Origin of the sequence: Streptococcus infantis, assembly GCF_047460875.1 — a bacterium.
GTDB lineage: Bacteria > Bacillota > Bacilli > Lactobacillales > Streptococcaceae > Streptococcus > Streptococcus infantis_AA.
Map to the genome: position 1 here is coordinate 1 of NZ_JASHFI010000009.1, position 14,722 is coordinate 14,722.

General features: G+C 39.3%; 13 protein-coding genes. 9 read left to right on the top strand and 4 right to left on the bottom strand.

From position 1 onward, the window contains the following. Nucleotides 1-224: 224 nt before the first annotated feature. The 3 genes from cysK to QM887_RS06680 all read right to left on the bottom strand — a co-directional run bounded on the left by cysK (nucleotide 225) and on the right by QM887_RS06680 (nucleotide 2,343). On the bottom strand, nucleotides 225-1,151 hold the full coding sequence (gene cysK / locus QM887_RS06670) for a cysteine synthase A (protein WP_414271066.1): 927 nt from the start codon (nucleotides 1,149-1,151) through the stop codon (nucleotides 225-227). Between the two features lie 96 nt (nucleotides 1,152-1,247). Beyond that, nucleotides 1,248-1,691, bottom strand: coding sequence for a PH domain-containing protein (locus QM887_RS06675; protein ID WP_414271067.1), 444 nt, complete (start codon nucleotides 1,689-1,691; stop codon nucleotides 1,248-1,250). 16 nt (nucleotides 1,692-1,707) lie between these two features. Next, nucleotides 1,708-2,343, bottom strand: a complete 636-nt coding sequence (locus QM887_RS06680) for a YigZ family protein (RefSeq protein WP_414271068.1) — start codon at nucleotides 2,341-2,343, stop codon at nucleotides 1,708-1,710. A 55-nt stretch (nucleotides 2,344-2,398) separates the two neighbouring features. Between QM887_RS06680 and QM887_RS06685 the strand changes: the two genes are divergently transcribed. From QM887_RS06685 to polA, 9 genes are all read left to right on the top strand, one after another. Further along, the gene (locus QM887_RS06685; protein ID WP_414271069.1) at nucleotides 2,399-3,697 is read left to right on the top strand and encodes a DEAD/DEAH box helicase; all 1,299 of its coding nucleotides are present in this window, start codon (nucleotides 2,399-2,401) and stop codon (nucleotides 3,695-3,697) included. Then, a complete protein-coding gene (locus tag QM887_RS06690) occupies nucleotides 3,694-4,356 on the top strand; it encodes a ComF family protein (protein WP_414271070.1) in 663 nt (220 codons plus the stop codon). The genes QM887_RS06685 and QM887_RS06690 overlap by 4 nt, the downstream gene beginning before the upstream one ends. A 79-nt stretch (nucleotides 4,357-4,435) precedes the next feature. After that, nucleotides 4,436-4,984, top strand: coding sequence for a ribosome hibernation-promoting factor, HPF/YfiA family (hpf, locus tag QM887_RS06695; RefSeq protein WP_414271071.1), 549 nt, complete (start codon nucleotides 4,436-4,438; stop codon nucleotides 4,982-4,984). A gap of 183 nt (nucleotides 4,985-5,167) precedes the next feature. Then, nucleotides 5,168-7,096: a DHH family phosphoesterase gene (locus tag QM887_RS06700; protein ID WP_414271125.1), complete on the top strand. Its 1,929-nt coding sequence runs from the start codon at nucleotides 5,168-5,170 to the stop codon at nucleotides 7,094-7,096. Further along, entirely contained in the window at nucleotides 7,093-7,545 is a 453-nt protein-coding gene (gene rplI, locus QM887_RS06705; RefSeq protein ID WP_000864204.1) for a 50S ribosomal protein L9, read from the top strand. Before QM887_RS06700 ends, rplI begins: the two co-directional genes overlap by 4 nt. A 42-nt stretch (nucleotides 7,546-7,587) precedes the next feature. Beyond that, the gene (dnaB, locus tag QM887_RS06710) at nucleotides 7,588-8,946 is read left to right on the top strand and encodes a replicative DNA helicase (protein ID WP_000852500.1); all 1,359 of its coding nucleotides are present in this window, start codon (nucleotides 7,588-7,590) and stop codon (nucleotides 8,944-8,946) included. Then, nucleotides 8,943-9,209, top strand: coding sequence for a Veg family protein (locus QM887_RS06715; RefSeq protein WP_000128621.1), 267 nt, complete (start codon nucleotides 8,943-8,945; stop codon nucleotides 9,207-9,209). The genes dnaB and QM887_RS06715 overlap by 4 nt, the downstream gene beginning before the upstream one ends. A 95-nt stretch (nucleotides 9,210-9,304) precedes the next feature. After that, a complete protein-coding gene (locus QM887_RS06720; RefSeq protein ID WP_414271072.1) occupies nucleotides 9,305-10,438 on the top strand; it encodes an SH3 domain-containing protein in 1,134 nt (377 codons plus the stop codon). Between the two features lie 64 nt (nucleotides 10,439-10,502). Then, complete coding sequence (polA, locus tag QM887_RS06725; protein ID WP_414271073.1) at nucleotides 10,503-13,136, top strand: DNA polymerase I; 2,634 nt, start codon at nucleotides 10,503-10,505, stop codon at nucleotides 13,134-13,136. A 100-nt stretch (nucleotides 13,137-13,236) separates the two neighbouring features. Here polA and QM887_RS06730 read toward each other — a convergent pair whose 3' ends face one another. After that, nucleotides 13,237-14,685: an APC family permease gene (locus QM887_RS06730; protein ID WP_414271074.1), complete on the bottom strand. Its 1,449-nt coding sequence runs from the start codon at nucleotides 14,683-14,685 to the stop codon at nucleotides 13,237-13,239. Nucleotides 14,686-14,722 lie beyond the last annotated feature (37 nt).

The window sequence follows — 14,722 nt, forward strand, 5'->3', positions numbered from 1 at the left end:
AAGTTGTCTAAAGCTCTCTCCTTTCTTTCTTAATTCATATATTTGAACTTTATCTTCATAAGTTAATTTCATAATAAAAACACCCCAAAAGTTAGATTTTTATGTCTAACTTTTGGGGTGCAGTTCAAATCAGCTTCCTTTTCTTTTGTTGGAGGGGAACTCAGAGGAATCCCTTTGAAGGTAAACAAAAAGCCCCATACTTAGGGCTTAATGTATTTAGGAGACTATACTTCAAACTCATAGAGTGCTGTAGATAGGTAACGTTCTCCGTTATCTGGTGCAAGCGCAAGGACTTTTTTACCTGCCCCAAGTTTTTTAGCAACTTCGATTGCTGCATAGATAGCTGCGGCAGAAGAAATACCTACCAAGAAGCCTTCTTTTCCACCAATTTCGCGACCAAGTGCAAGAGCATTGTCTGATGTCACGCGAACGATACCATCATAAGCTTCGGTATCAAGTGTTTCTGGGATGAATCCTGCAGAGATACCTTGAATTTTGTGAGGACCCGGTTTTTCACCTGACAAGATAGCTGACTCGTCTGCCTCAACTGCAAAAACTTGAATGTTTGAATTAGCCGATTTAAGAGCGTGAGAGACACCAGAAATAGTTCCTCCAGTACCAACACCAGCAACAAAGGCATCTAAACCATCAGCTCCGAAATCAGCTAGAATTTCAGCTCCTGTTGTTCTTTCGTGAACTTCTGGGTTAGCTTGGTTAATAAACTGTAATGGTAGGAAACCATCACGCTCAGCAGCAATTTCCTGCGCTTTTGCAATCGCACCTTTCATTCCTTCGCTACCAGGAGTGAGGACTAGTTCAGCTCCATAAGCTTGGATAATTTTACGACGTTCAACACTCATGGTTTCAGGCATAACGATAACAACTTTATAGCCTTTAGCAGCACCAACCCATGAAAGTCCGATACCAGTATTTCCACTTGTTGCTTCCACAATAGTAGAACCTGGTTTCAATTTACCTTCTTGTTCTGCTTTTTCAATCATACTTAGGGCGATGCGGTCCTTAACGGATGATCCTGGGTTAAAAGCTTCAAGTTTTACATAAACATCTGCTGCACCTTCAGGTACAATGTTGTTTAATTTAACAATCGGTGTTCTACCGATGAGTTCTGTGATGTTGTTATAAATAGCCATGTTAGCACCTCTTTATATAAGATGCTTCTAGTATAACGCTAACTTTGACTTTTGTAAAATATAGAAATCCTATCAAAGTGATAGGATTTTTTTATATCAGTGATTCAAACCGTTAATATTTAAACGATTGTGATAAGCTAATTCAAATAGATAAGTATAAAGAGGTACGATATCTGTTTTCTTTGGAAATTCAAATTTGTGAGAGTTAAAGTGCTCATTATGAGCTTTTAGAAAGGCATTTTCTAAGTAAGTAATCGTAATCTCGCTATCATCAATCCCAAGTCCAGCAGTTTCCATCTCAACATTAACGATGTTCATGAGGAAAATTGATTTGATAGACATCTTCCGTCCGGTTGCCCCTTGTTTATCTGTAAAGATGATTCGGATATTTGTAAAGATAATTGAGTCACGAATGAGTTTATATCCACTTTGAATTTCCTCGTTCTCCAATAAATATTGTCCAAACTCCTTGGTAAGAGCATCTTTACTTTGTTCACTGAAGTTTCCAGCAAGTCCCTGAATTAATCTTCCAAAAGCCATATGATATTTCCTTTCTTTACGATAGGTTTACAGGTACTTCAACTTCACGTAAACCTTTGTCAGTTAGAGTAACTTTTCCATTGAAAAATTCAATGAGATCAGCCATGATACCGTTTTTCTTTTCTTTGTCAATGAAAATAATAGTGTCAACTTGATCTGTAAAGTTTGTCTCTAATTCTATGAGATTATGCTCTTTAAGAAAATTCCCATATTCTTGATACTGGGCATAGGTCATGTGAATCTGGATCCCTGCCTGTTCTTTAATTTCAATAATACCAATTTCCTTAACTGCTAGAGCAACACTACCAGCGTATGCACGAATCAAACCACCAGCTCCTAGTTTAATACCGCCGAAATAACGAGTAACTACCACACAGACATTAGTAAGGTTGTGGTTTTCCAAAACTCCTAGCATAGGAACACCAGCAGTTCCACTAGGCTCTCCGTCATCACTAGTTCGCTTGATTTCACTGCGTTCACCGACAATAAAAGCAGAGCAGTTGTGGGTTGCTTTATAGTGTTCTTTTTTGATGGCTGAGATAAAGTCACGAGCTTCTTCCTCATTATAGACACGTTTAGCATGACAGATAAAGCGTGATTTTTTGATTTCTTCTTGGACTTGTCCGTCCTCTTTTATAGTTCTATATTCCATAGTTTTATTGTACTAAAAAATAGCATAAACTTCTACATTTTACGAATAAAGAAATATGAAAGTCAATCCAAATTACCTCGGTCGCCTTTTTACGGAACAAGAATTAAGTTATGATGAGAGACAGCAAGCAAAAACAATTTCATCTATGAAAAAAGAGAAGGGCCAACAATATTGTCAGCGTTGTGGTAGTCAGATAAAAGAAGAATGGCATTTGCCTGTTGGTGCTTTTTATTGTCGAGAATGCTTGATTATGAAGCGAATAAGAAGTGATCAAGAACTCTATTATTTTCCGCAAGAAAGGTTTCCGGAGCAAGATGTACTCAAATGGTCAGGACAACTGACTCCCTTTCAAGAGCGGGTATCACAAGGACTCCTTCAGGCGGTAGATAAGAAGGAGGCCACCTTGGTACATGCAGTGACAGGAGCTGGTAAGACAGAGATGATCTACCAAGTTGTCGCTAAGGTGATAAATCAGGGTGGAGCTGTTTGTCTGGCCAGTCCTCGCATAGATGTTTGCTTAGAGCTGCATAAACGACTACAAAATGATTTTGCATGTGAGATTGCGCTACTACATGGGGATTCGGATCCTTATTTTCGCACCCCTTTAGTTGTAGCAACCACTCACCAGTTATTAAAGTTTTATCAAGCTTTTGATTTATTGATTGTGGATGAAGTGGATGCCTTTCCTTATGTTGATAATCCTGTACTTTACCATGCTGTCAATAATTGTGTAAAGGAGACCGGATTGAGAATATTTTTAACAGCAACGTCAACTGATGAGTTAGATAGAAAAGTTAAACAAGGGGAGTTAAAGCGTCTTAGCTTACCCCGTCGCTTTCATGGAAATCCTCTCATTGTTCCCAAGCCAATCTGGTTATCAAATTTTAACGGCTATTTGGATAAAGAACGTTTATCACCCACACTAAAGAAATACATCGAGAAACAGAGGAAAACAGCCTATCCCTTACTAATCTTTGCTTCTGAGATAAAGAAGGGAGAGAAGTTAAAGGTGATCCTGAAAAAACAATTTCCAAATGAGAAAATAGGCTTTGTATCGTCGATCACAGAAAACAGGCTAGAGAAGGTACAAGCTTTCAGAGATGGACAGTTGACGATACTAATAAGCACAACTATATTAGAGCGTGGAGTCACCTTCCCTCGTGTAGATGTTTTTGTGGTGGAAGCCAATCATCAATTATTTACCAAGTCAAGTTTAGTACAAATTGGTGGGCGAGTTGGAAGAAGCATGGATCGGCCTACTGGAGAACTTATATTTTTCCATGACGGACTCAATCAGTCTATTAAGAGAGCTATAAAGGAGATTAAACAAATGAATCGGGAGGCAGGAGTGTGAAGTGTTTATTATGTGATAAAGGTTTGAAAACTGAGCTAACCTTTACTAGCCTACTTTGTTTTAAAAAGGAGGAGGAACTAGTATGTGAATCCTGTCTTTTGTCTTTTGAGATTATCGGTGACAACCATTGCCCTAGGTGTTTCAAAAAAGATGTGTCAACAAACTGTCAAGATTGTCAATTTTGGCATAAAAAAGGTGTAAAGGTTGATCATGCAGCTCTTTATTCCTATAATCAGGCCATGAAAGAGTATTTTAGTCGCTATAAATTTGATGGTGATTATATTTTAAGAAAAGTATTTTCTAAAATATTGCAAAAAGAGTTAAAAAAGTATACGGGTTATCAGATTGTAATTGTCCCTCTGAGTGAGCAGCGTTTCAAAAGTAGGGGCTTTAATCAAGTAGAGGGTTTGATAAAGGAGACTGGGCTATCCTATCTGGATATTTTGGTTAAAAACGAAGTTGAAGCTAGCTCTTCAAAAAATCGAGCAGATCGTTTACTTACAGTATTTCCCTTTTTGTTGAAAGATGGAGTGAAGCTTCCAGAAAATATCTTACTATTTGATGATATCTATACGACTGGTAGCACGCTGAATCGTCTTAAAAGTATGCTATTAGAGGCTGGTTGTCAGAATATTAAAACTTTTTCCCTCGCAAGATGAGGAAAAAGTTTGCAATAATTTTTTGAAAGCGTTATAATATAATTAGAAAAACAAATATGTTTAGAAAGAAGGTACTTATATGATTAAATATAGTATCCGTGGTGAAAACCTAGAAGTAACAGAAGCAATTCGTGATTATGTAGTTTCTAAACTCGAAAAGATCGAAAAATACTTCCAAGCAGACCAAGAATTGGACGCACGTGTAAACTTGAAAGTTTACCGTGAAAAGACTGCTAAAGTTGAAGTAACCATTCCGCTTGGATCTATTACTCTTCGTGCAGAAGACATTTCTCAAGATATGTACGGCTCTATTGATTTGGTGACAGATAAGATTGAGCGTCAGATTCGTAAAAACAAAACAAAGATTGAGCGTAAAAATAGAAATAAAGTATCAACAAGTCAACTCTTTACAGATGCTTTGGTTGAAGAGTTAGATGTAGTTCAACCAAAAGTTGTTCGTTCAAAACAAATTGATTTGAAACCTATGGATTTGGAAGAAGCAATTCTTCAAATGGACTTGTTGGGACATGACTTCTTCATCTATGTAGATGTTGAAGACGAAACAACAAATGTAATCTATCGTCGTGAAGATGGAGATATCGGTCTTCTGGAAGTTAAAGAATCTTAATGATTAGTCTGTAAAAGTGGTTTACACTAGTGTAAACCACTTTTTAGTTTGGAAATCTGAAGTTGGCAGCTAGAGATACCTCTTTAAAAGTCGCATTTTGACTACTTTTGTGGTATAATAATGCGCAAGAGGTTTGGAATGAAAAAAAATGAAATAAATCCCTTTTTTATATACCTGATTGCTATGGTAACCTTTACGATGATGACTATTTTGATTGTGTTTGTAAAGGATGATTTTGTCACTATAGCGAGCCTATTTTTATTTTTAGTATTCTATGTTCTGCTATTTAATTTCCAGAAAAAATACTACAAAAAAACGGATATCGAGCAAATCCAGTATATCAATCATCAGGCTACGGATAGTTTGAGTGCCCTTCTTGAGCAAATGCCTGTTGGGGTTGTTAAATTAAATATGAACAGTAGTGAGATTGAGTGGTTCAATCCCTATGCTGAATTAATTTTGACAACTGAGGATGGAGAAATTGATTTTCCTCAATTTCAAATGATTTTAAAGAGTTCGATTTCATCACCTGGTACTTATGCCATTGTTGGGGAGAAACGTTACGCAGTGCATTTAGATAGAAATTCAGGTGTCTTATACTTTTTTGATGTTTCTGGTGAGTATGAGGCTACTGCTGAGCTTGTGACAAGTAGACCGGTAATCGGGATTATCTCAGTTGATAACTATGATGATTTGGAAAATGAAACGTCTGAATCAGACATTAGTCATATTAATAGCTTTGTTGCAAATTTTGTTTCAGAATTTGCTGGGAAACATGCCATGTTTTCTCGTAGAGTGAGTATGGATCGGTTTTATCTATTTACTGACTACACTGTACTTGATCACTTGATGCAGGATAAGTTTTCTGTAATTGACACCTTTCGTGAGGAAGCCAAGCAACGAAATTTACCACTAACGATGAGTATAGGAGTTTCCTATGGTGATGGTAATCATGACCAGATTGGGAAGGTTGCTCTCCTCAATCTCAACTTAGCCGAAGTTCGTGGTGGTGACCAAGTAGTTGTAAAAGAGAATGATGAAACCAAAAATCCAATCTACTTTGGAGGCGGTTCAGCAGCATCTGTTAAACGAACTCGGACACGAACTCGTGCTATGATGACAGCTATCTCAGATAAACTTAAAAGTGTCGATCGAGTTTTTATTGTTGGTCACAAGAATCTTGACATGGATGCTCTTGGTTCAGCAGTTGGAATGCAGTTGTTTTCGAGTAATGTACTGGAAGATAGTTATGTGGTTTATGATCCTACGCAGATGTCTCCAGACATCGCTCGAGCTATCAACTATTTGGAAGAGGAGGGTGTTTCAAAACTTCTTCCTTTAGTCCAGGCTATGACAATGGTTAACAAACGTTCCTTGCTTGTGATGGTTGACCATTCCAAGACGGCTTTGACCTTATCTAAAGAGTTTTATGACTTGTTTACACAGACAATCATCATTGACCATCACCGTCGGGACCAAGATTTTCCAGATAATGCAGTCATTACTTATATAGAAAGTGGAGCTAGCAGTGCCAGTGAGCTGGTGACGGAGTTGATTCAATTTCAAAATTCTAAGAAAACACGTTTGAGTCGTATTCAGGCTAGTATTCTTATGGGTGGAATGATGTTGGATACAAAGAATTTCACCTCTCGCGTAACAAGTCGTACCTTTGATGTAGCAAGCTATCTCAGAACAAGAGGCAGTGATAGTATTGTCATTCAGGAAATTTCGGCCACGGATTTTGAAGAATATCGTTTGGTGAATGAGTTAATTTTACAAGGGCAGATGGTACAACCATCAATTCTGGTTGCTCAAGCTTTGGAGGATAAAGAGTACGATACGGTTGTTATTAGTAAAGCTGCTGATGCTTTGCTTGCCATGTCTGGTATAGAAGCCAGCTTTGTACTTGCTAAGAATAGTCAAGGAGCAATCTCTATTTCTGCCCGAAGTAGAAGTAAGATTAATGTCCAGCGAATTATGGAAATGTTAGGTGGCGGTGGTCACTTTAACTTAGCTGCAGCGCGGTTGACAGATATGAGCCTGCAAGAAGCAGGAGATAAACTAAAAACAGTTATTTTTAATGAAACAAAAGAAAAGGAGTCAGAAGAATGAAAGTAATCTTTTTAGCAGATGTTAAAGGTAAAGGAAAAAAAGGTGAAATTAAAGAAGTGCCAACTGGATATGCACAAAACTTTTTAATTAAGAAAAACCTTGCTAAGGAAGCGACAGCTCAAGCTATTGGTGAGTTGCGTGGTAAACAAAAATCAGAAGAAAAAGCACATGCAGAGATGCTTGCAGAAGCTAAGGAAATTAAAGCAAAACTGGAAGCAGAAGAAACAATCGTTGAGTTTGTCGAAAAGGTTGGTCCAGACGGTCGTACATTTGGATCTATTACCAACAAGAAAATTGCAGAAGAATTGCAAAAACAATTTGGTATTAAAATTGATAAACGCCATATTCAAGTTCAATCACCAATTCGAGCAGTTGGTTTGATTGATGTTCCAGTGAAGATTTATCAAGATGTGACAAGTGTAATCAATCTCCGTGTCAAGGAAGCATAATTTACGATTGGTTGACAATATTGTAAAAGGAAGGAAAGTCTGATGGCAGAAGTTGAAGAACTGCGTGTTCAGCCTCAAGATATCCTGGCAGAACAATCTGTTTTAGGAGCCATTTTTATTGATGAGACTAAACTCGTTTTTGTCCGAGAATATATTGATTCACAGGACTTCTTTAAGTATGCTCACCGTTTGATTTTTCAAGCTATGGTTGATTTGTCTGATCGTGGAGATGCTATTGACGCAACCACAGTTCGGACGATACTAGATAGCCAGGGTGATTTACAAACTATTGGAGGCTTGTCTTATCTGGTTGAGATTGTCAATTCGGTGCCAACCTCTGCCAATGCGGAATACTATGCTAAAATTGTAGCAGAAAAGGCTATGCTTAGACGACTAATTGCTAAGTTGACAGAGTCTGTAAACCTAGCCTATGAAGCTTCTCAACCTGCTGACGAAATTATTGCTCGTGCAGAAAAAGGCTTGATTGACGTTAGTGAGAATGCCAATCGAAATGGCTTTAAAAATATTCGCGATGTATTGAATATCAACTTTGGGAATTTAGAAGCTCGTTCTCAACAGACTTCGGATATCACGGGTATTGCGACAGGTTATCGAGATTTAGATCACATGACGACAGGTCTGCATGAGGAAGAATTGATTATTTTGGCAGCTCGTCCTGCGGTTGGTAAGACAGCCTTTGCTTTGAATATTGCGCAAAATATCGGAACCAAATTAGACAAGACAGTTGCTATTTTCTCTCTGGAAATGGGTGCTGAAAGCTTGGTCGATCGTATGCTGGCTGCGGAAGGTTTGGTAGAGTCGCATTCTATCCGTACGGGCCAATTGACTGAGGAAGAATGGCGTAAGTATACGATTGCTCAGGGAAATTTAGCTAATGCAAGTATCTATATTGATGACACACCTGGGATTCGGATCACAGAAATTCGCTCCCGTTCCCGTAAACTGGCTCAGGAAACAGGTAATCTAGGCTTGATTTTGATTGACTATCTCCAACTTATCACAGGAACTGGTCGGGAAAATCGTCAACAAGAAGTATCTGAAATTTCGCGTCAGTTGAAAATCTTAGCGAAAGAACTCAAAGTTCCAGTTATAGCTCTCAGTCAGCTGTCCCGTGGAGTTGAACAACGTCAAGATAAGAGACCAGTCTTGTCTGATATTCGTGAATCTGGATCTATTGAGCAGGATGCTGATATCGTAGCCTTTCTCTATCGTGATGACTATTATGAGCGCGGTGGTGAAGAAGAGGAAGGCATTCCAAATAATAAAGTAGAAGTGATTATCGAGAAAAACCGTAGCGGTGCTCGCGGAACGGTAGAATTGATTTTCCAAAAAGAATATAATAAATTTTCAAGTATTTCGAAGATGGAGGAACCAAGATGACAGACGCATTTACAGATGTGGCTAAAATGAAAAAAATCAAAGAAGAGATTAAGGCGCATGAGGGACAAGTGGTGGAAATGACCTTAGAAAATGGTCGTAAACGCCAAAAAAATCGTTTAGGAAAACTAATTGAGGTTTATCCATCGCTCTTCATCGTTGAGTTTGGAAATGTTGAAGGAGACAAGCAAGCTAATGTCTATGTTGAATCTTTCACATATTCAGATATTTTAACGGAAAAGAATTTAATTCACTATTTGGATTAAGCTTGAAAGTGGGAAGTTTTCTCACTTTTTTCTTTTTCTTTCGAATAATATAGATGAGGTCAACCTCAAAAATCTAACTATTTGAAGGAGAATGAATGACATTCAGTAAAGCAGGAAGTAAAAAGAGATTTGCTCTTAGAAAAACAGTTGTTGGAACAACTTCTCTATTGTTAGCGGGGGCTTTTTTGTTTGGTGGAGGAGCTGTTCATGCCAATCAGGCAAACAATGGATCGCTGGCACGAGGAGATGATTATCCCTATTATTATAAAAATGGAAGTCAAGAAATTGATAAGTGGCGCATGTATTCTAGACAGTGTACGTCTTTCGCTGCCTTTCGTTTAAGTAGTGTCAATGGTTTTGAACTGCCTGCTGCGTATGGAAATGCTAAGGATTGGGGTTATCGTGCTAAACGAGAAGGTTATCGTGTAGATCAGCGTCCAGCAATTGGTTCTATCGCTTGGGATGCAAGCGGACAGTATGGCCATGTCGCTTGGGTATCCAATGTGTTTGGTGATATGATTGAAATTGAAGAATACAATTATGGAGTCAGAGAAAGGTATAATCGACGAACGGTAAAGGCCAATTCTATGACTGGATTTATTCATTTTAAAGATGTGGGGAATACTAGCGCAGGAAATTATCAGTCTGCTCCCGTCTCTAGCGGGACACATATTTTTACAGAAAAAGCTACCATTAGGGATCAGCCCTCACTGACTGCCACTATTATCGATTATTATTATGCGGGAGAAAGTGTTCATTATGATCAGACTCTTGAAAAAGATGGCTATAAATGGGTTTCTTATCTATCACGAACTGGTAGTCGAAGATATGTCCAGCTGGAAGGAAACTCTCGTTCTAAAAATGGATGGGAAAAAGAAGGAACAATTTGGTACTACTATGAAAATGGGAAAGTCGCTCTTGGTTGGAAAAAGATAAACGGCAGTTGGTACTATTTCCAAACTAATGGTTCAATGAGAACAGGTTGGCTAAAAGACGGTTCCAAGTGGTACTACTTGAAATCATCTGGAGAAATGCAGACAGGGTGGTTGAAGGATAAGGGCATTTGGTATTATCTCGAAAGCTCGGGCGCTATGAAGACTAGTCAGTGGTTCCAGGTTTCAGGGAAACATTATTACGTGAACGCATCTGGAGAATTGGCAGTAGATACGACTATAGATGGGTTCCAAGTTGACAGCAATGGTGCGCGAGTAGAACAAGCGTCCCAATAAGCCTTGATCGATAATCTAACTCTTGGCAATGGTATTTTTCCCTGCTTTCCTTTATAATGGGTGTATGGACAAGAAAAAATTATTATTGATTGATGGATCTTCAGTTGCTTTCCGAGCATTTTTTGCACTTTACCAGCAACTGGATCGTTTTAAAAATGACAATGGACTACATACCAATGCAATCTACGGTTTTCATCTGATGCTAAATCACCTATTGGAACGTGTCCAGCCGAGTCATATTTTGGTTGCTTTTGATGCGGGGAAAACGACCTTCCGTACAGAGATGTATGCAGAATATAAGGGTGGTCGTGCTAAGACACCAGATGAGTTTCGGGAGCAATTCCCCTTCATTCGTGAGTTGCTAGACCATCTTGGAATTCGCCATTATGAGTTGGCTCAGTATGAGGCGGATGATATCATTGGAACTCTTGGTCGCTTGGCTGAAAAGGAATCTTTTGATGTAACAATCGTCAGTGGAGATAAAGACTTAATTCAGCTGACGGATGAACATACGGTAGTTGAGATTTCTAAGAAAGGTGTCGCCGAGTTTGAGGCCTATACCCCAGAATATCTCATGGAAAAGATGGGAATTACCCCAGCTCAGTTTATTGATCTTAAGGCCCTTATGGGGGATAAGTCTGATAATATCCCTGGGGTGACCAAAATCGGTGAGAAGACTGGGATCAAGCTCTTGTTAGAACACGGATCGCTTGAAGGCATTTATGAAAATATTGATAGCATGAAGGCCTCTAAGATGAAGGAAAATCTCATAAATGACAAGGAACAAGCCTTCCTGTCAAAAACACTAGCGACCATTGATACGAAAGCGCCAATTGAAATCAGTCTAGATGATTTGGTTTATAGCGGTCCAGATATTGAAAACCTCGGAAAATTCTACGATGAGATGGGCTTTAAGCAGCTCAAGCAAGCCTTGAATGCTTCTCAGGTTAATCAAGCTGAGACTTTGAATTTCACCATGGTGGACAAAGTGAGTGAAGATATGCTGAGTGCCGACTCTATCTTCCACTTTGAACTTTTTGGTGAAAATTACCATACAGATGATTTGCTTGGTTTTGCTTGGTCTTGTGGAGACAAGCTCTATGCTACAGATAAGCTGGAACTTTTGCAGAATCCGATTCTCAAGGATTTTCTAGAAAAAACATCTCTGAAAGTGTATGACTTTAAGAAAGCTAAAGTTCTCTTAAATTGCTTTGGTTTGGACTTGCAGGCTCCTGCTTTTGACAGTCGCTTGGCCAAATACCTTCTCTCTACTGTAGAGAATAATGAAATTTCAACCATTGCTAGTCTCTATGGACAAACTTACCTAGTCGATGATGAAACTTTCTATGGTAAGGGGATCAAGAAAGCTATCCCTGAGAGAGAAACCTTCTTGGAGCACTTGGCTCGCAAGGTTGCTGTGCTGGTTGAGACAGAGCCTGTTTTACTTGAAAAATTAAGTGAAAACGGACAATTAGACCTTCTTTATGATATGGAGCAGCCTCTGGCCTTTGTTCTTGCTAAGATGGAAATCGCTGGGATTAAGGTCAAAAAAGAAACACTTCTTGAGATGCAAGCTGAAAATGAGCTCATCATCGAGAAGTTGACTCAAGAGATTTATGAACTAGCTGGTGAGGAATTTAATATCAACTCGCCTAAACAGTTGGGTGAACTACTTTTTGAAAAGCTAGGTCTCCCTATAGAATACACCAAGAAAACCAAGACAGGTTACTCAACAGCAGTGGATGTGTTAGAGCGCCTAGCTCCTATTGCCCCAATCGTCAAGAAAATTTTAGATTATCGTCAAATTGCTAAGATTCAATCGACTTATGTGATTGGTTTGCAGGACTGGATTTTAGCCGATGGCAAGATTCACACGCGCTATGTGCAGGATTTGACTCAGACAGGGCGTCTGTCTAGTGTCGATCCAAACTTGCAAAATATTCCTGTTCGCTTGGAACAAGGTCGCCTCATTCGTAAGGCTTTCGTGCCAGAGTGGGAGGATAGTGTCCTTCTCAGCTCTGACTATTCACAGATTGAGTTGCGAGTTTTGGCACATATCTCTAAAGATGAGCACTTAATCAAGGCCTTCCAAGAGGGAGCTGATATCCATACCTCGACAGCCATGCGGGTTTTTGGAATTGAACGTCCTGAGGATGTGACTCCAAACGATCGTCGCAATGCCAAGGCTGTCAACTTTGGAGTGGTTTACGGAATTTCAGACTTTGGTTTATCCAATAACCTAGGTATCAGCCGTAAAGAGGCTAAAGCATACATCGACACTTACTTTGAACGCTTCCCTGGTATCAAAAATTACATGGATGAAGTGGTTCGTGAGGCGCGTGATAAGGGTTATGTAGAGACTCTCTTCAAACGTCGTCGTGAGTTGCCAGATATCAATTCGCGTAACTTTAACATTCGTGGTTTTGCAGAGCGTACAGCTATCAACTCCCCTATTCAAGGTTCGGCTGCAGATATTCTCAAAATCGCTATGATTCAGCTAGATAAGGCCTTGGTAGCAGGTGGTTATCAAACTAAGATGCTCCTCCAAGTACACGATGAAATAGTTCTTGAAGTACCTAAGTCAGAACTAGCAGTAATTAAGAAATTGGTTAAACAAACCATGGAAGAAGCCATCCAGCTCAGTGTTCCACTGATTGCTGATGAAAATGAAGGCGTAACTTGGTATGAGGCCAAGTAAAAAATAAACTATTAGACAAAAAGAAATCCCCTTGAACGCTACTGTTCCAAGGGGATTTTTTTCAGGAAAAGACAAAAGTGAAACTGACTAATAGTAGAATTTATTTGATTTGTTTCTTTTGTTCTTTTTTTGCAAGGATTGGTAGAATAACACCTAGACCAATCAAAATAATTGGAGTCAAGATGTTTGTAAGAAGAGAGAATTGCCAAGCAGTTGGATTCTCAGCATAGCTAATTTTTGGAACCATACCTAGGATACAAGCAAAGGCAGTGAAGAGGAAGCACCAAGTACCGATAACAAAGCCAAGTTTAGGATTGTTAACAAACTTGTATTCTGCATTTTTGTATGTTTTCCAAGCGCGATTGAGCATCATATAGGCAAGGAATACCCAGAGATAACGCATTGGCATTACAATAGAATTGAGGTTGGTCATCCATTTTACAAGTCCGTCAATTTCCTGAATACCAAAAATTGGAAGGATGATGATAAGGCTAACGAGGATACCTGTAAGAAGGTAGCCGTTAATGAGGACACCTTTTTCAGTCCGTTTGCGAAGCCAGCTTGGGATGTAGTTTTCATCAGCGTTATTGAGAAGGATTTGCAATGGTGCGTCAATAGAGAAGGCAAGCGCAGCGATTTGTCCGACCATGTTTGTAAGAGCGTAGATCACGACAAAGAGGTTTCCAACTCCCCAAGAATTTCCTAACATTTGGAAGGCTTGATAAGCGCCATTACGCATGAGGTCTTCAGGGATGTTATTGCCGTCAAATAGCATTCCCATGGCAACTGATCCGAGGATAGCAGAGAGACCTACCATGATTGCCATCACAATCATACCTTTTGGAAATTCTTTTGCAGGATTGCGAGTTTGATTAACATAAGGGGAAATTTTTTCACAACCACCAACTGCAAAGACCAGTAGTGAGATGGTTGTAAAATAAGAAAAATCGAAGTTTGGAATGTAGGTGCTCAGTTGATCCATGTGTGGTGTCGCAAACTGAACGTCTGGTTTGATGAAAGGCAGACCGACAGCCAAAAGCACAAAGAGTAAAGACATGATCAACATGGCACTTCCTGCCAAGCTACCGATGACTTTAAGAGTTGTCAATCCTTTTGTAGAAAGGTAGAGGAAAAGTCCAAAGATCAGTAAGCAGAGAATAACAATCCAGTGGATGTCAATTTGTTTTAGAAACTGTCCGTTACCTTGCAAGGCCCATCCGAGTGGAATAAGGATTCCTTGAGGCTTTTGTGCGAGGTAAGGAATGTGAACAACCCAGTAGGTCCAAGCAGCGAAGTAGGCTAGACGTTTGGTTGATGTTTTTTCAACCCAGTCACTAACACCGCTTCCGCTTTCCTTAAAGGTAGAACCTAGTTGTCCGACGATGAGGGAATAAGGGATGAAGTAGAGCGCGAGGATTAAAATCCAAGATACGACGACTGAAATTCCCTGTTGAGAGTAGTTGTTGACGACGTTTCCTAGCCCCCAAACCATGTTGAAGGCAATCAGAGATACCATCAGCCAATTAAGTTGGTGTTGATCTTTTTTCATAATGTCTCCTTTTCTGATAATTTAAGTATATCATGTT

What these genes read in the sequence shown, in the direction of transcription:
- cysK (WP_414271066.1), bottom strand. Translation starts at nt 1,151, where the DNA reads ATGGCTATTTATAACAACATCACAGAACTCATCGGTAGAACACCGATT.
- QM887_RS06675 (WP_414271067.1), bottom strand. Translation starts at nt 1,691, where the DNA reads ATGGCTTTTGGAAGATTAATTCAGGGACTTGCTGGAAACTTCAGTGAA.
- QM887_RS06680 (WP_414271068.1), bottom strand. Translation starts at nt 2,343, where the DNA reads ATGGAATATAGAACTATAAAAGAGGACGGACAAGTCCAAGAAGAAATC.
- QM887_RS06685 (WP_414271069.1), top strand. Translation starts at nt 2,399, where the DNA reads ATGAAAGTCAATCCAAATTACCTCGGTCGCCTTTTTACGGAACAAGAA.
- hpf (WP_414271071.1), top strand. Translation starts at nt 4,436, where the DNA reads ATGATTAAATATAGTATCCGTGGTGAAAACCTAGAAGTAACAGAAGCA.
- QM887_RS06700 (WP_414271125.1), top strand. Translation starts at nt 5,168, where the DNA reads ATGGTAACCTTTACGATGATGACTATTTTGATTGTGTTTGTAAAGGAT.
- rplI (WP_000864204.1), top strand. Translation starts at nt 7,093, where the DNA reads ATGAAAGTAATCTTTTTAGCAGATGTTAAAGGTAAAGGAAAAAAAGGT.
- dnaB (WP_000852500.1), top strand. Translation starts at nt 7,588, where the DNA reads ATGGCAGAAGTTGAAGAACTGCGTGTTCAGCCTCAAGATATCCTGGCA.
- QM887_RS06715 (WP_000128621.1), top strand. Translation starts at nt 8,943, where the DNA reads ATGACAGACGCATTTACAGATGTGGCTAAAATGAAAAAAATCAAAGAA.
- QM887_RS06720 (WP_414271072.1), top strand. Translation starts at nt 9,305, where the DNA reads ATGACATTCAGTAAAGCAGGAAGTAAAAAGAGATTTGCTCTTAGAAAA.
- polA (WP_414271073.1), top strand. Translation starts at nt 10,503, where the DNA reads ATGGACAAGAAAAAATTATTATTGATTGATGGATCTTCAGTTGCTTTC.
- QM887_RS06730 (WP_414271074.1), bottom strand. Translation starts at nt 14,685, where the DNA reads ATGAAAAAAGATCAACACCAACTTAATTGGCTGATGGTATCTCTGATT.